We start from the raw sequence: 22,957 nt of genomic DNA on the forward strand, positions 1-22,957 counted from the left end.
TGTTGCCTCGGTGCGGTTAGGTCTATCGAACACAGACGTTACGCGGCCGTCCGCCAGACTGCCGCGTGGTGCTACCGAGGAGGATCCATCAGCGCCGAGCCCCGCATCAACGACCGGATTCGCGTTCCAGAGGTGCGACTTGTCGGTCCCAGTGGCGAGCAGGTGGGCATCGTCCCGCTGGCCAAGGCACTGGAGCTTGCGCAGGAGTACGACCTGGACCTGGTCGAGGTGGCGGCGACCGCCCGTCCGCCTGTGTGCAAGCTCATGGACTACGGGAAGTTCAAGTACGAGTCGGCCATGAAGGCCCGTGAGGCGCGCAAGAACCAGGCGCACACGGTCATCAAGGAGATGAAGCTCCGGCCGAAGATCGACCCGCACGACTATGACACCAAGAAGGGTCACGTCGTTCGGTTCCTCAAGCAGGGCGACAAGGTCAAGATCACGATCATGTTCCGTGGTCGCGAGCAGTCCCGGCCCGAGCTGGGCTACCGGCTGCTGCAGCGTCTCGCGGAGGACGTGGCCGACCTCGGGTTCGTGGAGTCGAACCCGAAGCAGGACGGCCGCAACATGATCATGGTCCTCGGTCCGCACAAGAAGAAGACCGAGGCGATGGCCGAGGCCCGCCAGGCGCAGGAAGCCCGCAAGGCGGAAGCGAAGGCCAACCCCGGCAAGTCGCAGAACGCCGCGGAGACCGAGGCGCCGGCTGAGGAGCCCGCCGAGGAGCACGCCGAGGCGTGACTCCCCGGGACGCCAGTCCCAGGAAGCAACCGAAACAAGACGACGCTCCACCGTGCCCGGTTTCACGACCGGGCACCGGAGCGCCACCGACGAGGAGAGAACGGCGCTATGCCGAAGAACAAGTCGCACAGCGGTGCCAGCAAGCGCTTCAAGATCACCGGCTCCGGCAAGGTGCTGCGCGAGCGCGCCGGCAAGCGCCACCTGCTCGAGCACAAGTCGTCCCGCGTGACGCGTCGCCTCACGGGCAACGCCGAGATGGCCCCGGGCGACGCCGCGAAGATCAAGAAGCTTCTCGGCAAGTGACGTCCGGGCGCGTGAGCGCCGGACGTACGCCAGACCGGGACCCAATCGATTTCGGGTCGTGTGAGCACCCCCACGACCCCGCTACAAGGAGTTAACAAGTGGCACGCGTCAAGCGGGCAGTCAACGCCCACAAGAAGCGCCGGGCGATCCTCGAGGCGGCCTCCGGCTACCGCGGTCAGCGTTCGCGCCTGTACCGCAAGGCCAAGGAGCAGGTCACCCACTCGCTGGTCTACAACTACAACGACCGCAAGAAGCGCAAGGGCGACTTCCGGCAGCTGTGGATCCAGCGCATCAACGCCGCCGCCCGCGCCAACGGCATGACCTACAACCGCTTCATCCAGGGTCTGAAGGCCGCCAACGTCGAGGTCGACCGCAAGATCCTGGCCGAGCTGGCCGTCAACGACGCCGGTGCGTTCGCCGCGCTCGTCGAGGTCGCCCAGAAGGCGCTGCCGAGCGACGTGAACGCGCCGAAGGCTGCGTGACACCGGCTCGAGCCGATGTGACTGAAGGACCCGCAGGCCGGACGGTCTGCGGGTCCTGCTGTGCAGCTACCGAGAAAGCGAACCGGATGCCTCCCGCCACCCCCGAGCTCATCTCCCCCCGCTCCCCCCGCGTCCTGGCCGCGCGTCGCCTGGCCAAGCGGAACTTCCGGGGCAAGGAGCGGCTGTTCCTCGCGGAAGGGCCGCAGGCCGTCCGGGAGGCGGCCGGGCACCGGACCGGGGGCGCGGCCACGCTCGTGGAGCTGTTCACCACGCTGGAGGCCGCCGAGCGCCACTCCGACATCGTCGGGGCGGCCCGGGACGCCGGAGCCCGGGTGCACCTCGCCGCCGAGCAGGTCATCGCCGACATCTCCACCACCGTCACCCCGCAGGGACTCGTCGGTGTCTGCCGGTTCCTCGACACGCCCTTCGAGGACGTCCTCGCGGCCCGCCCCCGGCTCGTCGCGCTCCTCGCCAACGTCCGCGACCCCGGCAACGCCGGGACCGTGCTGCGCTGCGCCGACGCCGCGGGAGCCGAGGCCGTCGTCCTGACCGACGCCTCCGTCGACGTGTACAACCCCAAGGCCGTCCGCGCCTCCGTCGGCTCCCTCTTCCACCTGCCCGTCGCCGTCGGCGTCCCCGTGGAACGGGCCGTCGACGCGCTGCGGGGCACCGGTGTCCGGGTCCTGGCCGCCGACGGGGCGGGCGACCGCGACCTCGACGACGAGCTCGACAAGGGCACCATGGGCGGGCCGACCGCCTGGGTCTTCGGCAACGAGGCGTGGGGCCTGCCGGAGGAGACCCGGGCCCTCACGGACGCCGTCGTGCGCGTCCCGATCCACGGGAAGGCCGAGAGCCTGAACCTCGCCACCGCCGCCGCCGTATGTCTCTATGCGTCGGCGCGTGCACAGCGCGCCTCCGGAGGGTGCCGCTCCGTCACCGGGAACTAGTAGGGTGACCAGCTCAGGGACCCCTCTGTGGAGCCTTGGAGGTGGGGTACGGGGATGAGCGTCGGCACGAGCAGCGCACCGGGGGCCCAGGACGCCGGGAGCCCGCCCGCCGCGTCCCGGCCGCCCGGTGATCCCTCCGGCCTCGGCATCGACCCCGACCAGCTGCCCGACGGGCTCGTCGTGGCCGACGAGCGCGGGCGCGTCATCTGCTTCAACGCGGCCGCCGAGCGCATCACCGCCGTCCGCGCCGGGGACGCCCTCGGACAGCCGCTGGACAAGGCCCTGCCGTTAGAGGACCTGGAGGGCCGGCGCTGGTGGCAGCTGACCGACCCGTACGGCGGCCTGGCCATCCGCGTCGGACAGCCCGAGCGCAACCTGCTCCTGCCCGGCGGCCGTGAGGTGCTGGTGTGCGCGCGCTACGTCCGCACCCGGCCCACCGGACCGCTCCGGCGCCTGGTCGTCACCCTGCGCGACACCGAGGCCCGCCGCCGCACCGAGCGCAGCCACGCCGAGCTGATCGCCACCGTCGCCCATGAACTGCGCTCCCCGCTGACCTCCGTCAAGGGCTTCACCGCCACCCTGCTGGCCAAGTGGGAACGCTTCACCGACGACCAGAAGCGCCTGATGCTGGAGACCGTCGACGCCGACGCCGACCGCGTCACCCGGCTCATCGCCGAACTGCTCGACATCTCCCGGATCGACTCCGGCCGACTGGAGGTGCGCCGCCAACCCGTCGACATCGGCGCCGCCGTCGGACGGCACATCCAGGCCTACGTCGCCGCCGGGCAGCCCGCCGACCGGTTCCTGCTGCGCGTGCAGCAGCCGCTGCCCGCCCTGTGGGCCGACCCCGACAAGATCGACCAGGTGCTCAGCAACCTGCTGGAAAATGCCGTGCGGCACGGCGAGGGAACTGTCACGATCGACGTCACGGCCACGGCGTCCCTCCGCGAGGGCGAATACGCCGAGAACGCAGCCACGTCGGTCACCGTGAGCGACGAGGGGCCCGGCATCCCGGAGGAGTCCATGAACCGCGTCTTCACCCGCTTCTGGCGGGGCAGCAAGCGCGGTGGCACCGGCCTCGGGCTCTACATCGTCAAGGGCATCGTCGAGGCCCACGGCGGCACCATCACGGTCGGCCGCGCCCCCGGCGCCGGCGCCGAGTTCCGATTTACGTTGCCCGTGAGCGCTCCGGCCTATCTCGCCTGAGCCCCGCGGGCGCATTCGTATTCCTCCACCCCGTTAGACTCGGCCATTGGCACCTTTGTGTCCCACCAGACGGCCGTCCGAGTCGGTGACGGGGACCTTCAGCCAGCCAATCGGAAGCACGGGAAGAGATGTCGGCACCGAATAAGTCGTACGACCCTGTCGAGGTCGAGACGTTGAAACCGGAAGAGATCGAGCGCATGCGGGACGAGGCGCTCGCCGCCTTCGCCGCCGCGGACTCCCTCGAAGCGCTCCACGAGGCCAAGGTCGCCCAGACCGGCCCCACCTCGCCGCTGGCCCTCGCCAACCGCGAGATCGGCGCCCTGCCCCCGCACGCCAAGGCCGAGGCCGGCAAGCGCGTGGGCCAGGCCCGAGGTGCCGTGAACAAGGCCCTCGCCGCCCGTCAGGTGGAGCTGGAGGCCGAGCGGGACGCGCGGGTGCTCGTCGAGGAGGCGGTGGACGTCACGCTGCCCTACGACCGCGTGCCGTCCGGCGCCCGGCACCCGCTCACCACGATGATGGAGCGGGTCGCGGACGTCTTCGTGGCCATGGGCTACGAGGTCGCCGAAGGACCGGAGGCCGAGGCGGAGTGGTTCAACTTCGACGCCCTGAACTTCCTGCCCGACCACCCGGCCCGGCAGATGCAGGACACCTTCTTCGTCCAGGGCCCGAAGGGCACCGACGAGTCCGGGTCCGGCGTCGTACTGCGCACCCACACCTCTCCGGTGCAGGCCCGCGCGCTGCTCGACCGTGACCTGCCGGTCTACATCGTCTGCCCCGGCCGCGTGTTCCGCACCGACGAGCTGGACGCCACGCACACGCCCGTCTTCCACCAGATCGAGCTGCTCGCGATCGACGAGGGCCTGACCATGGCGGACCTCAAGGGCACCCTGGACCACATGGTCCAGGCCCTGTTCGGCGCGGACATGAAGACCCGGCTGCGGCCGAACTTCTTCCCGTTCACCGAGCCCAGCGCCGAGATGGACATGCTCTGCTACGTCTGCAAGGGCGAGTCCATCGGCAACCCCGACCGCCCCTGCCGCACCTGCTCGTCCGAGGGCTGGATCGAGCTCGGCGGCTGCGGCATGGTCAACCCGCGGGTGCTCACCGCCTGCGGTGTCGACCCCGAGAAGTACAGCGGGTTCGCCTTCGGGTTCGGCATCGAGCGGATGCTGATGTTCCGCCACAACGTCGAAGACATGCGAGACATGGTCGAGGGTGACGTCCGGTTCACCCGGCCGTTCGGGATGGAGATCTGATGCGGGTCCCGCTTTCTTGGCTGCGGGAGTACGTCGACCTGCCGGAGACGGAGACCGGTCGCGACGTGCAGGCCAAGCTCATTTCGGCCGGCCTCGAGGTCGAGACCGTCGAGCAGCTCGGCGCCGACCTCAAGGGTCCGCTGGTCGTCGGCCAGGTGGCGACGATCGAGGAGCTGACGGAGTTCAAGAAGCCGATCCGCTTCTGCACCGTCGACGTCGGCCAGGCCAACGGCACCGGCGAGCCCCAGGAGATCATCTGCGGCGCCCGCAACTTCGCCGTGGGCGACAAGGTCGTCGTGGCCCTGCCCGGCGCCGTCCTGCCCGGTGACTTCCAGATCGCCGAGCGCAAGACCTACGGCCGGATGTCGCGCGGCATGATCTGCTCCAGCGACGAGCTGAACATGGGCGACGACGGCACCAAGGGCATCATCGTGCTGCCGCCGGAGACCGAGATCGGCAAGGACGCCGTCGAGCTGCTCGAGCTGGTCGACGAGGTCCTCGACATCGCCGTCACACCCGACCGCGGCTACTGCCTGTCGCTGCGCGGTGTGGCCCGTGAGACCGCGACCGCCTACGGCCTGCCGCTGCGCGACCCGGCCCTGATCGACGTGCCCGGCCCGAACGCGCACGGCTACCCGGTGCGGATCTCCGACCCCATCGGCTGCGACCGCTTCACCGCCCGCACGGTGACCGGCCTCAGCTCCGAGGCCCGCTCGCCGATCTGGCTCCAGCGCCGGCTGCAGAAGGTCGGCATGCGCCCGATCTCGCTCGCCGTCGACGTCACCAACTACGTGATGATGGAGCTCGGCCAGCCGCTGCACGCCTACGACCGCTCCCTGGTCCAGGGCACCATCGGCGTGCGCCGCGCCGAGCCCGGCGAGAAGCTCACCACCCTCGACGGCGTCGAGCGCACGCTGGACGCCGAGGACCTGGTGATCACCGACGACCGCGGCCCGATCGGGCTCGCCGGTGTCATGGGCGGCGCCAACACCGAGATCGCCGACCACGACGACGTGGAGAACGCCACCTCCGACGTCGTCATCGAGGCCGCGCACTTCGACGCGGTGTCGATCGCGCGCACGGCCCGCCGGCACAAGCTGTCCTCCGAGGCGTCCCGGCGCTTCGAGCGCGGCGTCGACCCGCTGGCCGCGGCGGCCGCCGCGCAGCGCACCGTCGACCTGCTGGTCCTGCTCGCGGGCGGCACCGCCGAGGCCGGCGTCACCGAGGTCCTCGCCCCGTCCGCGCCGCGCACCATCACCATCCCGGCCGACCACCCGGACAAGGTCGCGGGTGTCGCCTACGGCCGCGAGACCGTCGTGCGCCGCCTCCAGGAGGTCGGCTGCGACGTGTACGGGCAGGACGAGCTCATCGTCACCGTCCCGTCCTGGCGGCCCGACCTCACCGACCCGAACGACCTGGCCGAAGAGGTCATCCGGCTGGAGGGCTACGAGAACCTGCCCTCCACGCTGCCCAAGCCGCCGGCCGGCCGCGGGCTGACCGACCGGCAGCGGCTGCACCGCCGCGTCGGCCGGGCCCTGGCCGGTGCCGGGTACGTCGAGGCGCTGAACTACCCCTTCATCGGCGAGCAGGTCTTCGACCAGCTCGGCCTGGAGGCGAACGACCCGGTGCGCCGCGTCGTGAAGCTCAGCAACCCGCTGAGCGACGAGGAGCCCGCGCTGCGCACCACGCTGCTGCCGGGTCTGCTCGCCGCCCTGCGGCGCAACGACGGCCGCGGCTCGCACGACCTCGCGCTGTTCGAGACCGGCCTGGTCTTCCGGCCGCGCGAGGAGCAGCGGGTCGCCGCGGTGCTCCCGGTCGACCGCCGCCCGACCGACGAGGAACTCGCCGAGCTGAACGCGGCGCTGCCCGAGCAGCCCCGCCACGCGGCCGTGGTCCTCGCCGGCGCGCGCGAGCAGGCCGGCTGGTGGGGCAAGGGCCGTCCGGCCGACTGGGCCGACGCGGTCGAGGCCGCCCGGGCCGTCGCGCGGGAGGCCGGTGCCGAACTCGTCATCCGCAAGGGGCAGTACGGGCCGTGGCACCCGGGTCGGTGCGCCGAGCTGGTGCTGACCGTCGACGGCGCCGAGCGGGTCGTGGGACACGCGGGCGAGCTGCACCCGCGGGTCGTGAAGGCCCTCGGGCTGCCCGCGCGCACCTGTGCGATGGAGATCGACCTGAACGCGGTGGAGGCCGCCGGCGACGCCACGGCCGAGGCCCCGCGGATCTCCACGTTCCCGGTCGCCACGCAGGACGTCGCCCTGGTCGTCGACGCGTTCGTGCCGGCCGCCGAGGTCGAGGCGGCGCTGCGGGACGGGGCCGGGGAACTGCTGGAGTCGATCCGGCTGTTCGATGTGTACGAGAACGCCGAGCAGCTGGGCGAGGGACGGAAGTCGCTCGCCTACGCGCTGCGGTTCCGGGCCTCGGACCGGACGCTGACCGTGGACGAGGCCTCCGCGGCCCGGGACGCGGCGGTGGCCCTCGCGGGCGAGCGGGTGGGCGCCGAGCTGCGGAGCTGAGGCGCCTCACTCGTTCGAGTGCTAAACGGCGGTGATCCCTACCCTCCGCGGATGCGCTGTCGACAGAATCGGACCGGCCTTCTCGGGCCGGTCCGATTCTGTGTGTCAGGGCCTATTGGGGGGCCATCGGCATGATCCGCATCAGGGGTCGGGTGCGCAGCCTCGGTCTGCCCACGGTGTGGGGCGCGGCGGCCGTCACGTACAAGCTGGCCTGCCCACTCGCCCAGGAGACCGGCCTACAGGCCCGGATCGTCACCAGCGCCGTGTTCATGGCGGTCGGGACCGGGCTCGTCCTGCATGTGCGGCGGTCGCTGCTGCGCGAGCTGCGGCAGCTGCGCCGTGTCGCGGGCGCCGCGCAGAGCGCGCTGCTGCGGCCGTTGCCCGCCCGCGTCGACGGCCTGGAGGTGGCGGCCGTCCAGGTGCCGGCGGAGCGTGGCACCGCGGTCGGGGGCGACCTGTACGAGGTCGTCGCCACCGAGCACGGCGTGCGGGCCGTGATGGGCGACGTACGCGGGCACGGCATCGGCGCGTTCGGCACGGTCGCCGCCGTGCTGGGCTGTTTCCGCGAGGCCTCGCACGACGAGGAGGACCTCGGCGGGGTGCTGCGCCGGCTGGAGCGGGCCCTGGACCGGCATCTTCGCCGGCAGCATCCGGCGAGCGCCGCCGAGGAGTTCGTGACACTCCTGCTCCTGGAGATCCGGCCCGACGGGGAGATCCTCGCCCTGAACTGCGGACACCCCTGGCCGTTCCGGATCGGCGGCGGCCAGGTGGAACAACTCGTCCCCGGCGACCCGTACCCGCCCGTGGGGGTGGCCCCGCTGCCGCCGGTGCTGCCGGCGGTGGGGCTCGGCCGTCTCGGGCCCGACGACGCGCTGTTCCTCTTCACGGACGGCGCGCTGGACGCCCGGGACTCCGGTGGCCGCTTCTTCCCCCTGGCGACCGAACTGACGCATGTCGTGAGGGCCGGCCCGCTCTCCGCGCAGAGCGTCGTCGGCAGGATCTCGGCCGCCCTGCGGCAGCACACCCGGGGCACCGTCCAGGCGGACGACATCGCCCTGCTGGTGCTCGGGGGCGGCCAGGGCATGTCCGTCAGCGGCGCGGGGAACCGGGCGAACGACCACCACGCGCCCGCGGCGGACGACCCGCCTCTGACACAGCGGCGATGACCCGCCAGGCTGAGCCGGCGGAGCCGTCCGCCCCGCCACGGAGTGTCGGGCAGGCGGCCGGGCGGACGGCGGGTACGGGCCGCCGCACTGTACGAGGGGGAGCCGGCGGCCCGGCCGGCCTCTTTCGAGGCAGTTCAGTCAACCGGCCGGCGACTGTGAGCGACAGCGCGCACACGGTACGGATTCGAGCACTCCGTTCACACCCCGTGTGAAGCCGGACCCACTAACCTGGCCGCACCGAGCCACCCGGGGGGCCCACATGCAGCCCAACACTCTGCTCGACGCGATCCTGGACGAGGCGGGGATCTCGCACGCGGGGCTGGCCGCACACGTCAATCAGGCGGGACGGGCGCGCGGCCTGTCCCTGAGGTACGAACACACCGCCGTCGCCCGGTGGCTGAAGGGGCAGCGTCCCCGGGGCCAGGTGCCCGACCTGATCTGCGAGGTGCTCGCGGGCCGGTTGCAGCGGCACGTCACCCTCGACGACATCGGCCTCGGCGTGCCCGGCGAGCCGGCCGCCGCGCACACCGGCTCGCTGTCCGGGTTCGTCGAACGGGCCACCGCCCTGTGGCGTTCCGACCAGCAGCAACGCCCGCACATCCTGGGCGCGCCCGCCCTCACCGGCACGCCCGCGGTGATGCCGGTGTGGGAGTGGGAGAACCCGCCCGAGGACGTGGACGTCTCCCGCGGCGGCAGACACCGTGTCACCACGGGCGACCTGGAGATGCTGCGGGCCGCCCGCGCGCACTACGAGCAGATGTACCGCAAGGCCGGGGGCATCGCGACGCGGGCCCGGATCGTCGGCTTCCTCAACGCCGAGGCCGCCCCGCTGCTGCGCGGCAGCTACACGGACGAGACCGGCCGGCAACTGCACCGCGCCACCGGCGGGTTGGTGGCGGTGGCCGGCATCTGCGCGTACGACTCCGACGCGCACGGGCTCGCCCAGCGCTACTTCCACCAGGCGCTGCGGCTCGCGAAGGCCAGCGGGGACCGGGGGCTCGGGGCGTACGTGATCGCCCTGCTGGTCAACCAGTCGCTGTTCATGCGGGAGTACCGGCAGTCCGTGGCCTTCGCGGAAGCGGCGCTGCGGGCCGCCGGCAAGCACATCACCCCGGCGCTCGCCTCCGACCTGTACGCGATGCAGGCCAAGGCGTACGCGCATCTGGGCGACGGGGGCAGCGCCCTGTCCTGCATCCGGCGGGCCGAGCAGGCGGCCGAGCGGATCCGGCGGGGCCACGAGCCCGACGAGACCGGCTATGTCCAGCCGGGGCTCGTCAACGTCCAGGTGGCCGAGGCGCTGCTGAGCCTCGGGGAGATCGCGGCCGCCGGGGAGCACGCCGCCGCCGCCGTGGACAACCCGGCGCACGACCGCGGCCGGGTGCACCGGCTGGCCATGCTCAGCACCATCGAACTGCGCCAGGGCAACGCCGACAAGGCGGTGGCCATCGCCGTGCAGATGGCCGAGCAGGCCCGGGGCATGGAGTCCCAGCGGCTGCGCGACCGGTTGCGCGCGGTGCGGGAGCACCTGGTGCGCAGCGGCTGCGCGGGCACGGCCGAGGCGGCCGAACTCATCGACGGGGCGCTGCGCGTACCGTTGTAGGTCCGGGCGGTGTTGCCCGTGTCGCTCCGAGGCGCTTCCCGTGCGCCTGCTGTCCGTACGTCCCTGCTGCGATATTGCCACTTACTCGACGGAAGGTGGCAGAACCGTGCAGTGGACGAAACACAACGAACAAGGTGTGTACTCAAACCGCTGGTTCAGTGTCAATCTCGCGGATGTCGAACTGCCGGACGGCCGGCACCTGGAGCACTTCCTCATACGGCTCAGGCCCGTCGCGGTGGCCACGGTCGTCAACGAGGCCAACGAGGTGCTGCTGCTGTGGCGGCACCGGTTCATCACCGACAGCTGGGGGTGGGAACTCGCGGCCGGGGTGGTCGAGGACGGCGAGGACATCGCCCGCGCGGCCGCCAGGGAACTGGAGGAGGAGACCGGCTGGCGGCCGGGGCCCCTGCACCACCTCATGAGCGTGGAGCCGTCCAACGGGCTCACCGACGCCCGGCACCACGTGTACTGGGCCGACGAGGGCGAGTACGTCGGGCACCCCGTGGACGACTTCGAGTCGGACCGCCGGGAATGGGTGCCCCTCAAACTCGTCCCCGACATGGTCGCCCGCGGCGAGGTCCCGGCCGCCAACATGGCGGCCGCGTTACTTCTGCTGCACCATCTCAGGCTCGGTCAGGACACGTTGCCCTGACTAGCGCCCCAGCGCCTGCCAGATCGCCACGACGAGGGCACCCACGGCGGTGAGGGCGGCGACCGCGGGCAGCGGCCAGCGCGCGTGTTCGAGCGTGTGGATCCGGGTGTTGAGCTCGTCGAGTTCCTTGGCGGTCTCCTCGGTGCGGTGACTGAGCAGCGCCAGTCCGCCCTCGACACGGGCGTAGGCCACATCGAGGCGGCGTCGTAACTCTGCGAGTTCTCCATGGACGACCGGATGCTCGGGATCGACGGTCACGAGTCCGCTCCTTTCCGTAGTCGCTTCACATCCCTTGCATGCGCATGAGGAGTCAACTCGCCTGGTGGGCGCCTGGGGAGAGTGTGCGACGGGCATATGCGAGCCCGGCGCGCACACGGTGTGTGAATGCCGCGGGCCCGGCACCAACCCAGGTGCCGGGCCCGTCGCTTGGCCGAAATCTGACCGTCCGTAATCAGCCTCGGGGGGGTACCCGGACCGACATGAGGAGGTGGCTGTGACAACCGGACGGTCAGGCGTACGTGTAGAAGCCCGAGCCCGTCTTGCGGCCCAGCCGGCCCGCGTCGACCATGCGCTGCAGGAGCGGGGGAGCGGCGTACAGCGGCTCCTTGTACTCCTCGTACATCGACTGCGCGACCGAGGCGACCGTGTCCAGGCCGATGAGGTCGGAGAGCTTGAGGGGGCCCATCGGGTGGGCGCAGCCCATCTCCATGCCGTTGTCGATGTCCTCGCGGCTGGCGATGCCCGTCTCGAACATCCGGATCGCGGAGAGCAGGTACGGGATCAGCAGCGCGTTGACCACGAAGCCGGAACGGTCCTGGGCACGGATCGCGTGCTTGCCGAGCAGCTTCTCGGTGAACAGCTGGGCGCGGCTGATCGTGCCCTCGGAGGTGGTGAGGGCCGGGATCAGTTCGACGAGCTTCTGCACCGGGGCCGGGTTGAAGAAGTGGATGCCGATGACCTGGTCCGGCCGCGAGGTCGCCACCGCCAGCTTCACCAGCGGGATGGAGGAGGTGTTGGAGGCCAGGATGGCGTCCGGCCGGGTCACGACCTGGTCCAGGACCTGGAAGATCTCGGTCTTGACCTGCTCGTTCTCGACGACGGCCTCGATCACGAGGTCACGGTCGGCGAACTCGCCGAGGTCCGTGGTGAAGCTCAGGCGGGCCAGCGTGGCCTCCTGCTCCTCCTCGGTGATCTTGCCGCGCTCGGCTGCCTTGGCCAGGGAGGTGAACAGCCGGGTGCGGCCGATCTCCAGGGCTTCGCCGGTGGTCTCGGCGACCATGACGTCCAGACCGGCCCGGGCGCACACCTCGGCGATCCCCGCGCCCATCTGACCGCAGCCCACGACTCCGACGCGTGCAATGTCTCCCGCTGGGATGTCCGTCACATCGTCCCTTTCGCTGCTGATCCACGACCGGCAGGCCGGCCGGGTCCCGGCGCCTGCTCCGTTCGTGCACGTTACCGCCAAGTATCGATGATCGATCACGGGGGGCGGGCCGCGTTCGGGCATGCTGGGCCCGGAGCGATCCGCGACGGTGCGGATCCGCGGCATTTTGGGGCATGCGGATGGGACGAGTCTCACGCAGGGCGTTCGCCGTGGCGGCGCTGTCGGCTTTCACGATGATGCCCCGGGCGTCGGCCGCGTCCGGCCACCGGGGCGGGGCGCCGGCCGCCGAGATGCGCGGGGTGTGGCTCGCGACCGTGGCCAACCGGGACTGGCCCTCGAAGTCCGGACTGGCCGCCTCGCAGCAGCGCTCGGAGCTGCTCACCCACCTCGACACGGCGGTCCGCAACCGGCTCAACACCGTGTTCTTCCAGGTCCGGCCCACCGCGGACGCCCTGTGGCCCTCGCCGTACGAGCCGTGGTCGCAGTACCTCACCGGCACCCAGGGCAAGGACCCCGGCTGGGACCCGCTGGGTACGGCCGTCGAGGAGGCCCATGCCCGGGGCCTGCACCTGCACGCCTGGTTCAACCCGTACCGGGTCGCCGTCCACGCCGACCCGGCCCGGCTCGCCGCCTCGCACCCCGCCCGCCGGAACCCCGAGTGGGTGGTGACGTACGGCGGGAAGCTCTTCTACAACCCGGGGCTGCCCGAGGTCCGTGCCTTCGTCGAGGACGCCATGCTCGACGCGGTGGCGAAGTACCCCGTGGACGGCGTCCACTTCGACGACTACTTCTACCCGTACCCCGTGGCCGGGCAGAGCTTCGACGACGACGAGGCCTACGACGAGCACGGCGGTGACTTCCCCGAGCGGGCCGCCTGGCGGCGGGACAACATCGACCGGCTGGTGCGGGAGACGGCGGACCGCGTCAAGGAGGTCCGGCCGGGCGCACGCTTCGGCATCAGCCCCTTCGGCGTGTGGCGCAACGCCGGGACCGACCCGCTCGGCTCGGACACGAAGGCGGGCGTGGAGACGTACGACGATCTGCACGCGGACACCCGCAGGTGGGTGCGCGAGGGCTGGATCGACTACATCGTCCCGCAGCTGTACTGGAACATCGGCTTCGCCGCCGCCGACTACGCGAAGCTGGTGCCCTGGTGGGCGGAGGTCGCACGCGGCAGCTCGACGCAGCTCTACGTCGGGGAGGCGCTCTACAAGGCCGGCGACCCGGCGCAGCCCGCCGCCTGGCAGGAGACCGGCGAGCTGTCACGGCACCTGAGCCTCGCCGCGGAGCACCCCGAGGTGCGCGGACACGTCTACTTCGCCGCCAAGGACGTGGCGGCCGACCGGATCGGGGCGATGGCGCGGGTGGTCGCCGACCACTACGGGCAGCCGGCGCCGCCACCGCGCTGAGGTCAAGGCCCGGTGGTGGTCTCCCGGTGCCGGATCTCCGTGTCGGGCCCCGGTGAGCACACGCCCTCGTGCCCGTCCTCGAACCGGACGCGGTACGGCGGGCCGCCCTCCTGGCCGAGCACCTCGACGATCTCGCCGACCTTGTCGTGCTGACCGACCACCCTGCCGTGCTGGACAAGCTGGTCGCCCACGGTTGCGCGCATCTGGGGCCTCCTCACGAGGTGCGGGGCAGCGGTCCGTGGCCTCGCCGGTCCACGGCAGGCGGCGTCTGCCGGCGGTGGCCGTGCGCCGTCCCGCTCAGCCGCGTGACCGCTGTGTGACGGCGATGCAGACCAGCACCGCCGCGGCCGTCAGCGGGGCGGCGACCGTGAGGTGCTCGCCCAGCAGCAGCACCGACCACACCAGTGTGAGCAGCGGCTGGGCGAGCTGCAACTGGCTGGCCTTGGGGATGCCGATGGCCGCCATGCCGCGGTACCAGACGACCAGTCCGGCGAACTGCGAGCCCGCCGCGACCCACAGCAGTCCGGTGACGCTGTGCGCGGTCAGCCGCACCGGCTCGTGCGTCAGGGCGAGCGCGGCCACGGACACGGTGAGAGGCAGGCACAGCAGCAGCGCCCAGCCGATCACCTGCCAGCCCGGCATGAGCCGGGCCAGCCGGCCGCCCTCGGTGTAGCCGGCCGCGCAGACCAGCAGTGCGGCGAAGAGGTACAGGTCGGCGGTGGTCAGGGCGCCGCCGCTCTGCTGCGCCGTGAAGGCCAGCACCGCCGCCGCGCCCGCGAGAGCGGCGATCCAGAAGGTGCGCGAGGGCCGGGCGCCGACGCGCAGCGCGGACAGGAGCGCGGTGGTCAGGGGGAGCAGGCCCACCACGACCGCGGCGTGCGCGGTGGTGGAGGTCCGCAGCGCCAGCGTCGTCAGCAGGGGGAAGCCGAGGACGACACCGGCTGCGACCACCGCGAGGCCCGGCCAGTGCCTTCGGGCGGGCGGCGGCACGCGCAGGGCCAGCAGACAGCCGCCCGCGACGAGCGCGGCCAGGGCGCTCCGCACGGCCACCAGGGACCAGGGGCCGAAGCCCTCCAGCCCCCAGGCGGTGGCCGGGAACGTGAGGGAGAAGGCGACGACGCCCAGCGCGGCCTGGAGGGTGCCGAAGCCGGGGCGCTCCGGCTCTGAGGGGGCGACTGCTATCGCTGGTGCGGCAGTAGCGCTACTCTGTGCTCTCATGCAAGAGCGTAGCAGCGTAGGTGACCTGGCGGAACGGCTGAGGCGGGAGCTGGACCGCTACTCGCCCGGTGGAAAGCTGCCGTCGAGCCGCGCACTCGTCGAGCGGTTCCGGGTCAGTCCGGTGACGGTGTCGCGGGCCCTGGCGCAGCTCGCCGCCGAGGGCCTGGTGGTCACCCGGCCCGGAGCGGGCGCCTTCCGCGCGCAGGCCCGGACGGCACCGGCCCCCGCCGGGGACACCTCCTGGCAGGAGGTCGCGCTCAGCGCCGACGGAGCCGCCGATCTGGTCCCGCGCTCGGTGGACGCCTCCGGGGTCCTGGTGTCGCTGGCCGCGCCACCGCCCGGCGTGATCGAGTTCAACGGCGGCTACCTGCACCCCTCGTTGCAGCCGGAGCGGGCCATGGCGGCCGCCCTCTCCCGGGCCGGACGCCGTCCCGGGGCCTGGGGGCGGCCGCCCATGGAGGGGCTGCCCGAACTGCGCGAGTGGTTCGCGCGGAGCATCGGCGGCGCGGTCACGGCCGCCGAGGTGCTGATCACCGCGGGTGGGCAGTCCGCGCTCACCACCGCCCTGCGCGCCCTCGCCCCGCCCGGCGCGCCGGTCCTGGTCGAGTCGCCGACCTACCCCGGCATGCTCGCCATCGCCCGGGCGGCGGGCCTGCGCCCGGTGCCCGTCCCGGTGGACGCCGACGGCGTGCGACCGGAGCTGCTCGCCGACGCGTTCCGCGCCACCGGCGCCCCGGCCTTCGTCTGCCAGCCGCTCTTCCAGAACCCCACCGGCGCCGTGCTCGCGGCCGGGCGGCGCGCCGAGGTGCTGCGCATCGCCCGGGAGGCGGGCGCGTTCGTCGTCGAGGACGACTTCGTGCGGCGGCTGGTGCACGAGGACGCCGGGCCGCTGCCGCGCCCGCTGGCCGCCGACGACCCCGACGGCGTCGTCGTCCACGTCTCCTCGCTGACCAAGGCGACCTCGCCGAGCTTCCGGGTCAGTGCCCTGGCCGCCCGCGGCCCGGTCCTGGAACGCCTGCGCGCCATCCAGGTCGTCGACACGTTCTTCGTGCCGCGCCCCCTCCAGGAGGCCGCGCTCGAACTCGTCGGCTCGCCCGCCTGGCCACGCCATCTGAGGGCGCTCTCCGCGGAGCTGAAGACCCGCCGCGACGCGATGACCGGTGCCCTCGCCCTGCACCTGCCCGAACTCGCCCTGCCGCACGTGCCGTCGGGCGGGTACCACCTGTGGCCGCGCCTGCCCGACGGCACGGACGAGTCCGTGCTGACCTCCGCCGCCCTGCGCGCCGGCGTCGCCCTCACCCCCGGCCGCCCGTACTTCAGCGCCGAACCGCCGGCCGCGCACCTCCGTCTGAGTTTCGCCGCGGTCGCCGGGACCGGGGAGATCGCCGAGGGGGTGCGGCGGCTGCGCACCGCCTGTGACGAGGTGTGGGGATAACCGCTCGACGGGTCCGCGGACGGCTGCGAGCATCGCGGACATGACCGACACGCCGCGCCCGCCCGAGGGCTACGAGATCTCCACCGACCCCGGTCGCCTCGACCGCGACCGCGTGCACCACTGGCTGTCCACCGACGCGTACTGGGCGCTGGGGCGTTCGCGCGAGCAGCAGGACCGCGCGATCGAGGGCTCGCTCAACTTCGGTGTCCACGACGCGGTGTCGGGGGAGCAGGTCGCCTACGCCCGGGTGATCACCGACCGGGCGACCTTCGCGTGGCTGTGCGACGTGTACGTCAGTCCGTCGGTGCGCGGCAAGGGCGTCGGGACCGCGCTGGTGGGCGCCGTACGGGACGAGACGCGGTCCTACGGGGTGCGGCGGGTGCTGCTCGCCACGCACGACGCGCACGGGGTGTACCGCAAGCTCGGGTTCGCCCCGCTGGAGCGGCCCGAGCACTGGATGGCGCTCCTCTTCGGCCGGTGAGAGCCGCCGCCTCTCGGTAACTCGTAGGTAACACCTCTTGACCTGCGTACTTGCGGCGCACACCATCGCCGCATGCCACTGAGGGTCACGTTCGTCGCCGCCGCGCGCAGCTCCGCGCTGCTCGCCGAGCGCTTCGAGGACGACAGGCCGCTGGACCAGGCCGGCTGGGGCGAGGTGGAGCGTGTCGCCCAGGGGCTGCTGCCGCTCGCCGCGGCGGAACTGCGCTACTGCTCGCCGGCCCCGCGCAGCCGCTCGACGGGGGAGGGGCTGGGGTACGCCCCGTTGGTGCAGCTGGGGCTGCGGGACTGCGACATGGGCCGGTGGCGCGGGCTGACCCTCGGCGAGGCCATGGCCCGGGAGCCCGACGCCGTGGACGCCTGGCTGGCCGACCCCCGCGCCACACCGCACGGCGGTGAGTCCCTGGTCGACTTCATCACCCGCGTGGGCGGCTGGCTGGACACCCGGCCCGTCGAGGACGGCTGCCGGGTGGTGGCGGTGGCCGAACCGTCCGTGATCCGGGCCGCCCTGGTGTACGTCCTGAAGGCGCCGCCCTCGACGTACTGGAACCTCGACGTCCGCCCGCTCTCGGCGACCTCGGTGACCGGCCGGGCGGGCCGCTGGAACCTGCGTTTCGACGGGGCGTCCGATCAGCCCTCGCGCGCGTAGCCGGTCCGCAGCACCAGGTCCTTGGCGGGGCCCCTGACCCGCCACACCGTCCGCCAGTGGTCCGCGTCGCGGACGGTGAACTCGCCGCGGTAGAGGTCCGCGGAACACGGGTGGTCGGCGACATGCCGACCGGTGCTCAGGTCCAGGTCGTGGAACGGCCGCATGTCGGCGAACCGCACGTCGGCCGTGCCGTCCGGGCCCGGCAGGAAGCGCAGGGTGCGCTCCGCGGGCCGGACGACGCCCTGCCAGACGAAGGTGCCGGACTCCAGGTGCAGCAGCGCGCCGGGCTCCTCCCCGTCCGCACGGAACTCGGTGGCGCCGGTGAACTCCCCTTCCGTGCCGGTCGCGAGATCCCGCACCGAGCGTGACACCCGCCAGCGCCCGGCCAGATACCCCAGTACGTCCGGCACTGGCCAGAACTCGCCCATCCCGCCCCGCTCTCCGTCCCGGCCGTTGCTGCGCGACCCATTGACGCGCATCCGCCCCCTCCCTATCTTGCCGTTCGAAGTGCTGACCAATGTCTGATATTTCGAACACTCCTCTACCAGAGAGCCGCGGAGTATCCATGCCACGCACCGCCGCCCGCACCCGCCGGAGAGCCGGTCTCACGACCACCGCCCTCCTGGCGGCGATAGCCCTCGTACCGGCCCCCGCGCACGCCGAGGACGTCACCGACTACGCGATCACCGTCGACCCGTCCGCCCAGGGCGCGAAGATCGACGACACGATGTACGGCGTCTTCTTCGAGGACATCAACCGGGCCGCCGACGGCGGTCTGTACGCCGAGCTCGTGCAGAACCGGTCCTTCGAGTACTCCACCGCCGACAACGGCTCCTACACGCCCCTGACCTCCTGGACGGTCGGCGGTACCGCCGAGGTCGTGAACGACTCGGGCCGACTCAACGAACGCAACCGCAACTACCTCTCCCTGGCCGCCGGTTCATCCGTCACGAACGCCGGCTACAACACCGGCATCCGGGTCGAGCAGGGCAAGCGGTACGACGTCTCCGTGTGGGCCCGCGCCGAGAGCGGCAGCACCCTCACCGTCTCCCTGAAGGACGCCGCGGGCAGCCTGGCCACCGCCCGCCAGGTCGCCGTCAAGGGCGGCTGGGCCAAGTACAGGGCCACGTTCACGGCGACCCGCACCAGCAACCGCGGCCGGCTCGCCGTCGCCTCGACGAACGCCGCCGCGCTCGACGAGGTGTCGCTGTTCCCGCGCGAGACCTACAAGAACCAGCCGAACGGCCTGCGCAAGGACCTCGCCGAGAAGATCGCCGCTCTGAAGCCCGGGTTCGTGCGCTTCCCCGGCGGCTGCCTGGTCAACACCGGCTCCATGGAGGACTACAGCGCGTCCTCGAACTGGCAGCGCAAGCGCAGCTACCAGTGGAAGGACACCATCGGCCCCGTCGAGGAACGCGCCACCAACGCCAACGTCTGGGGCTACAACCAGAGCTACGGACTCGGCTACTACGAGTACTTCCGCTTCTCCGAGGACATCGGCGCCATGCCGCTGCCGGTCGTCCCCGCCCTGGTGACCGGCTGCGGCCAGAACAAGGCCGTCGACAACGAGGCGCTGCTCAAGCGCCACATCCAGGACACCCTCGACCTCATCGAGTTCGCCAACGGCCCGGCGACCTCCACCTGGGGCAAGGTGCGCGCCCGGATGGGCCACCCTAAGCCCTTCCACCTGACCCACATCGAGGTCGGCAACGAGGAGAACCTCCCCAAGGAGTTCTTCGCCCGCTTCCAGCAGTTCCGCGCCGCCGTCGAGGCCAAGTACCCCGACATCACCGTCATCTCCAACTCCGGCCCCGACGACTCCGGTTCGACCTTCGACACCGCCTGGCAGCTCAACCGCGAGGCCAAGGTCGACATGGTCGACGAGCACTACTACAACAGCCCCACCTGGTTCCTCCAGAACAACGACCGCTACGACTCCTACGACCGCGAGGGCCCCAAGGTCTTCCTCGGCGAGTACGCCTCACAGGGCAACGCCTGGAAGAACGGCCTGTCCGAAGCCGCCTTCATGACCGGCCTCGAGCGCAACGCGGACGTCGTCAAGCTCGCCTCCTACGCCCCGCTGCTGGCCAACGAGGACTACGTGCAGTGGCGGCCCGACCTGATCTGGTTCAACAACCGGGCCTCCTGGAACTCGGCCAACTACGAGGTCCAGAAACTGTTCATGAACAACGTCGGCGACCGCGTGGTGCCGTCGAAGGCCACCACCACGCCGAACGTCAGCGGCCCCATCACCGGCGCCGTCGGCCTGTCGACGTGGGCGACCAGCGCCGCGTACGACGACGTGAAGGTCACCTCGGCCGACGGCACGACCCTGCTGAGCGACGACTTCTCCGGTGACGCCTCGAAGTGGAAGCACTCCGGCGCCGGCAGCTGGAGCATCCAGGACGGGGCCTACGTCCAGACCGACACCGCCGCCGAGAACACCATGGTCACGGCGGGCGACCCGGCCTGGAAGGACTACGACCTGCATGTGAAGGCCACCAAGAAGTCCGGCAAGGAGGGCTTCCTCGTCGCCTTCGGCGTCAAGGACACCGGCAACTACTACTGGTGGAACCTGGGCGGCTGGAACAACACCCAGTCCGCGATCGAGCAGGCCGTGGACGGCGGCAAGGGCACCCTGATGACGAAGGCCGGGTCGATCGAGACGGGCCGGGCCTACGACATCGACATCAAGGTGCGCGGCCGTCAGGTCACCCTGTTCCTCGACGGCAAGGAGTGGGGCAGCTTCAAGGACGACAAGCCGGCCGAGCCGTTCCGTCAGGTCGTCACCAAGGACGCGACGACCGGTGACCTGATCGTCAAGGTCGTCAACGCCCAGCCGGCCGAGGCCCGTACGGCCGTCGACCTCGGCGGCGCCAAGGTCGCCTCCACGGCCCGCGTGACCACGCTGGCCGCCGACGAGGACGCCGTGAACACCGAGACGGACACCCCGGTGACGCCGGTGACGTCCACCTTCCGGGGCGTGGCGAAGAAGTTCACGTACACCTTCCCGGCGAACTCGGTGACGTTCCTGCGGATCAAGCAGAAGTAGGACCCGCCGGCACGGGCCGCCGTCCCCCGGGCGGCGGCCCGTGCCGCGGCCGTCACTGGTAGCAGTGTGGGTGGAGCACATCAACCGGTGGAGGTCCGCCCACCCCGACCTGACACCCGCTCAGGCCAGGGTGGTGGAGCGGGCACGGGCGGCGGCGTGGCGGGTGTCGACGTTCGAGTTCCAGCGGGGCCGCCGGGGCACCGACGAGATCCTGAGCATCGACGAAGCCGCCGAGGCCGCCTTCGAACCCGCCGAGGCCCACGCGCTGCCGGCCACGCTCGGGTCGGCCGACATCGCCGACGCCGAGTCTGGCCAGGAGCCCAACCGGGCGCACCGCCTTGAGAACGCAGTCGAAAAGCCCGCGTCGCGGGGTTCAGACGGCCGAGCCGGTACGGCCTTCGAGCAGGCCCGCGCCGAGCGGCGTGACGGTGTGCAGCACGGCGTTGCCGAGCCGGTGGGTGCTGAGCAGGCCGGCGTCCCGCAGCACGGAGGCGTGGTAGCTGGCGGTGGCGGCGGAGACTCCGGTGCCCTGCGCCAGTTCCGTGGTCGTGGCGCCGTCGCCGGCGGCGTGACGGAGGATCTCCGCCCGGGTCCGCCCCAGCAGGGCGACCAGCGGCCTGGCCGGGGTGGCGGTGCCGTCGGCGGTGGGACCGGCAGGGTGGGAGCCCTCGTGCGTCATGGGGTAGACGACCACCGGAGGCAGCGCGGCGTCCTTCAGCACCGTCGGGTAGCGCCAGCAGAAGTAGGACGGCAGGACCAGCAGTCCGCGTCCGCGCAGGTGCACGTCCCGCTCCACGCGCAGTCCGCCCACCGTCAGCACGGGTGGCCGCCAGTGCAGTTCGGGGTGCAGGGTGCCGAGCAGACTGCCGGCGCCGGCGGCCGGTGTCCGGCTGCGCACGGCACGCTCGGCCTCGAAACGGGCGCGGACATGATCCCAGCAGGGCGCCAGATGATGGGTGAAGTAGTCCCGCACGGTGCGCCCCAGATGGTGCACCGCCTCCGCGTCGCCGGCTGCCAGGGCCCGGCCCCACGGTGGCAGCCTGCGTCCCGAGGCCGCGAGTTCGAGCAGGTCGTGGCGCAGCCGCGCGCGGGGCGTGGACAGCAGGGCGTCGATGCCCGGCTCCAGACCGCCCTCGCCGGCGGCGGGCGTGAGGAAGTCCGGCGAATAGCCCACGGGCGGCGCCAGACGCAGCAGTTGGCGCTCCGGTGCGCCGAGGGCCGGGCGCGCCCCGGCGCGCCAGCGGCCGAAGACCGCCCAGCCGTCCCGGCTCTGGAGCATGTGCATGCTCTGCAGGGTCTCCCACATCGGGTCGGGTGCCTGGGCGAATCGGATGCGGGTGAGGTCGTCGTCGGTGAAGTGAATGCGCAGGGCCATGCGAGCCATCCCCGTGGACACCGTGGGCATCCCCCGTGGTTGCCCCCCGGCGCCGGTCCACCCATGGTCGGCTTCCGTCCCGCGCGTCGCGAGGGCCTTCACAACATACCCACGCCGGGTACGGCCCCGTACGCCTCGTTCCGGCCACCGGGCCCCAGCCGCGCGGGCCCGGCCGCCGGGCCCCAGCCGCGCGGGCGCCGAGGCGGCGGGCCGGATCAGCCGCGCGCGGTCCAGCCCGGAACCGTGGGCAGCACCTTCTCGGCGACGCCCAGCAGCACCGCGTCCTCCGGCACCCCTCCGTCCGCGCGCCACATCACGACGTCCAGGGAGCCGCCGCGGTCCTTCGCGTCCCGGGCCACGCTCAGGGCCCGGGCCGGGACGCCGGGACCGCTGTCGGCGTCGCCGCCGTCCAGCCGGAAGCTGATGCTGAGGGTGCGCTCCGAGTAGAGGACCCCCGGACGGCCCAGGACCTTCTGCCGGCGGGCGTCGCTGCCGAGCAGGGTCTCCGACCCGGCCACCGGCAGGCCGTCGTAGGTGGCCGCCAGCGTCACGGTGTACGTCTCGAACTCCACCCGTGCCTGCGGTGTGCGGATCTCCTTGCCGCTGCCGGTCTTGAAGGAGCTGTCGCTGCCGTAGGCGGTCTGCGCGATCTCCGCCGGCGTGCCGAGCAGCGCGGCCAGGTCGGACCGGTTCAGCGCCTCGCAGAGCTGCGCGCCGGAGAGGTGCCCGCCCTTCGGGGCCGGGGTCTCCTCGTCGGAGCAGGTGGCGGGCTTCGGCACGCTCTCCTCGGCCGAGGTCTTCGCGAGCCCCCAGAACCCCGCGCCGAGCGCGCCCACCAGCACCACCGCCGCGAGCGCCTGCCCCCACGCGCTCGCGCTCGTCATGGTGTCGTTCTCCTCGGCCATGTCCCCCCACCCGCCGTGATCTCCTGCATGTGCCCGGGGACCCTAACCTGTGGTCATGGCCAGGACAAACCTGGTTTTCTGAAGCCCTTGCCGCGCCGCGGCCACATCCATGCATGGGATTGCATAAACGTGCAGCGAAACGTATAGTCATGCCCTCTAAGGAGGAGGT

Annotated in this window: 23 protein-coding genes; 15 read left to right on the forward strand and 8 right to left on the reverse strand. The window is 72.2% G+C overall.

Annotation, left to right across the window (positions count from 1 at the left end):
- The first annotated feature begins 87 nt into the window (after positions 1–87).
- The 10 genes from infC (at position 88) to AC0665_RS24240 (ending at position 10,863) form a co-directional block, all read left to right on the forward strand.
- Positions 88–738, forward strand: coding sequence for a translation initiation factor IF-3 (gene infC, locus AC0665_RS24195; RefSeq protein ID WP_468410707.1), 651 nt, complete (start codon positions 88–90; stop codon positions 736–738).
- Positions 739–846: 108 nt separating this feature from the next.
- Positions 847–1,041, forward strand: coding sequence for a 50S ribosomal protein L35 (rpmI, locus tag AC0665_RS24200; protein ID WP_003977225.1), 195 nt, complete (start codon positions 847–849; stop codon positions 1,039–1,041).
- Positions 1,042–1,139: 98 nt separating this feature from the next.
- The gene (rplT, locus tag AC0665_RS24205; RefSeq protein ID WP_363120294.1) at positions 1,140–1,523 is read left to right on the forward strand and encodes a 50S ribosomal protein L20; all 384 of its coding nucleotides are present in this window, start codon (positions 1,140–1,142) and stop codon (positions 1,521–1,523) included.
- Positions 1,524–1,609: 86 nt separating this feature from the next.
- Complete coding sequence (locus AC0665_RS24210; RefSeq protein ID WP_478509777.1) at positions 1,610–2,470, forward strand: TrmH family RNA methyltransferase; 861 nt, start codon at positions 1,610–1,612, stop codon at positions 2,468–2,470.
- Positions 2,471–2,524: 54 nt separating this feature from the next.
- Entirely contained in the window at positions 2,525–3,676 is a 1,152-nt protein-coding gene (locus AC0665_RS24215) for a sensor histidine kinase (RefSeq protein WP_468410362.1), read from the forward strand.
- Between the two features lie 128 nt (positions 3,677–3,804).
- A complete protein-coding gene (gene pheS / locus AC0665_RS24220) occupies positions 3,805–4,932 on the forward strand; it encodes a phenylalanine--tRNA ligase subunit alpha (RefSeq protein WP_478705768.1) in 1,128 nt (375 codons plus the stop codon).
- The gene (gene pheT, locus AC0665_RS24225; protein ID WP_468410360.1) at positions 4,932–7,445 is read left to right on the forward strand and encodes a phenylalanine--tRNA ligase subunit beta; all 2,514 of its coding nucleotides are present in this window, start codon (positions 4,932–4,934) and stop codon (positions 7,443–7,445) included. Before pheS ends, pheT begins: the two co-directional genes overlap by 1 nt.
- A 131-nt stretch (positions 7,446–7,576) precedes the next feature.
- Entirely contained in the window at positions 7,577–8,611 is a 1,035-nt protein-coding gene (locus AC0665_RS24230) for a PP2C family protein-serine/threonine phosphatase (protein ID WP_478705769.1), read from the forward strand.
- A 259-nt stretch (positions 8,612–8,870) separates the two neighbouring features.
- Positions 8,871–10,211: an NsdA family TPR-like regulatory protein gene (locus AC0665_RS24235; protein WP_468410356.1), complete on the forward strand. Its 1,341-nt coding sequence runs from the start codon at positions 8,871–8,873 to the stop codon at positions 10,209–10,211.
- 106 nt (positions 10,212–10,317) lie between these two features.
- A complete protein-coding gene (locus AC0665_RS24240; protein WP_468410354.1) occupies positions 10,318–10,863 on the forward strand; it encodes an NUDIX hydrolase in 546 nt (181 codons plus the stop codon).
- On the opposite strand, the gene AC0665_RS24245 is transcribed toward AC0665_RS24240, so the two are convergent.
- Complete coding sequence (locus AC0665_RS24245) at positions 10,864–11,121, reverse strand: hypothetical protein (RefSeq protein WP_363120286.1); 258 nt, start codon at positions 11,119–11,121, stop codon at positions 10,864–10,866.
- Positions 11,122–11,371: 250 nt separating this feature from the next.
- On the reverse strand, positions 11,372–12,247 hold the full coding sequence (locus AC0665_RS24250) for a 3-hydroxybutyryl-CoA dehydrogenase (RefSeq protein ID WP_185009286.1): 876 nt from the start codon (positions 12,245–12,247) through the stop codon (positions 11,372–11,374).
- 179 nt (positions 12,248–12,426) lie between these two features.
- Between AC0665_RS24250 and AC0665_RS24255 the strand changes: the two genes are divergently transcribed.
- A complete protein-coding gene (locus AC0665_RS24255) occupies positions 12,427–13,656 on the forward strand; it encodes a glycoside hydrolase family 10-like protein (RefSeq protein ID WP_478705770.1) in 1,230 nt (409 codons plus the stop codon).
- Positions 13,657–13,658: 2 nt separating this feature from the next.
- On the opposite strand, the gene AC0665_RS24260 is transcribed toward AC0665_RS24255, so the two are convergent.
- Both AC0665_RS24260 and AC0665_RS24265 read right to left on the reverse strand, forming a co-directional pair.
- Positions 13,659–13,859, reverse strand: coding sequence for a DUF1918 domain-containing protein (locus tag AC0665_RS24260; protein WP_107458238.1), 201 nt, complete (start codon positions 13,857–13,859; stop codon positions 13,659–13,661).
- 94 nt (positions 13,860–13,953) lie between these two features.
- On the reverse strand, positions 13,954–14,874 hold the full coding sequence (locus AC0665_RS24265) for a DMT family transporter (protein WP_478705771.1): 921 nt from the start codon (positions 14,872–14,874) through the stop codon (positions 13,954–13,956).
- Here AC0665_RS24265 and AC0665_RS24270 point away from each other — a divergent pair.
- From AC0665_RS24270 to AC0665_RS24280, 3 genes are all read left to right on the forward strand, one after another.
- Positions 14,873–16,309 carry an aminotransferase-like domain-containing protein gene (locus AC0665_RS24270; RefSeq protein WP_363120283.1) on the forward strand — a complete coding sequence of 479 codons (1,437 nt, stop codon included), beginning with the start codon at positions 14,873–14,875 and terminating at the stop codon, positions 16,307–16,309. The genes AC0665_RS24265 and AC0665_RS24270 overlap by 2 nt on opposite strands.
- A 40-nt stretch (positions 16,310–16,349) precedes the next feature.
- The gene (locus AC0665_RS24275; RefSeq protein ID WP_478705772.1) at positions 16,350–16,790 is read left to right on the forward strand and encodes a GNAT family N-acetyltransferase; all 441 of its coding nucleotides are present in this window, start codon (positions 16,350–16,352) and stop codon (positions 16,788–16,790) included.
- 72 nt (positions 16,791–16,862) lie between these two features.
- On the forward strand, positions 16,863–17,456 hold the full coding sequence (locus AC0665_RS24280) for a histidine phosphatase family protein (RefSeq protein ID WP_468410343.1): 594 nt from the start codon (positions 16,863–16,865) through the stop codon (positions 17,454–17,456).
- On the opposite strand, the gene AC0665_RS24285 is transcribed toward AC0665_RS24280, so the two are convergent.
- Entirely contained in the window at positions 17,438–17,884 is a 447-nt protein-coding gene (locus tag AC0665_RS24285) for a DUF6314 family protein (protein WP_478606840.1), read from the reverse strand. The two genes, AC0665_RS24280 and AC0665_RS24285, sit on opposite strands and share 19 nt — an antisense overlap.
- A 137-nt stretch (positions 17,885–18,021) precedes the next feature.
- Between AC0665_RS24285 and AC0665_RS24290 the strand changes: the two genes are divergently transcribed.
- Positions 18,022–20,508, forward strand: a complete 2,487-nt coding sequence (locus tag AC0665_RS24290; protein WP_478705773.1) for an alpha-L-arabinofuranosidase C-terminal domain-containing protein — start codon at positions 18,022–18,024, stop codon at positions 20,506–20,508.
- Positions 20,509–20,628: 120 nt separating this feature from the next.
- On the opposite strand, the gene AC0665_RS24295 is transcribed toward AC0665_RS24290, so the two are convergent.
- The 3 genes from AC0665_RS24295 to AC0665_RS24305 all read right to left on the reverse strand — a co-directional run bounded on the left by AC0665_RS24295 (position 20,629) and on the right by AC0665_RS24305 (position 22,788).
- Positions 20,629–20,832, reverse strand: coding sequence for a hypothetical protein (locus AC0665_RS24295; protein ID WP_478705774.1), 204 nt, complete (start codon positions 20,830–20,832; stop codon positions 20,629–20,631).
- 49 nt (positions 20,833–20,881) lie between these two features.
- Complete coding sequence (locus AC0665_RS24300) at positions 20,882–21,883, reverse strand: ArsR/SmtB family transcription factor (RefSeq protein WP_478705775.1); 1,002 nt, start codon at positions 21,881–21,883, stop codon at positions 20,882–20,884.
- 215 nt (positions 21,884–22,098) lie between these two features.
- The gene (locus AC0665_RS24305; protein WP_468410337.1) at positions 22,099–22,788 is read right to left on the reverse strand and encodes a DUF6215 domain-containing protein; all 690 of its coding nucleotides are present in this window, start codon (positions 22,786–22,788) and stop codon (positions 22,099–22,101) included.
- Positions 22,789–22,957: the final 169 nt, after the last annotated feature.

It is taken from the genome of Streptomyces sp. NPDC043685 (assembly GCF_056436585.1).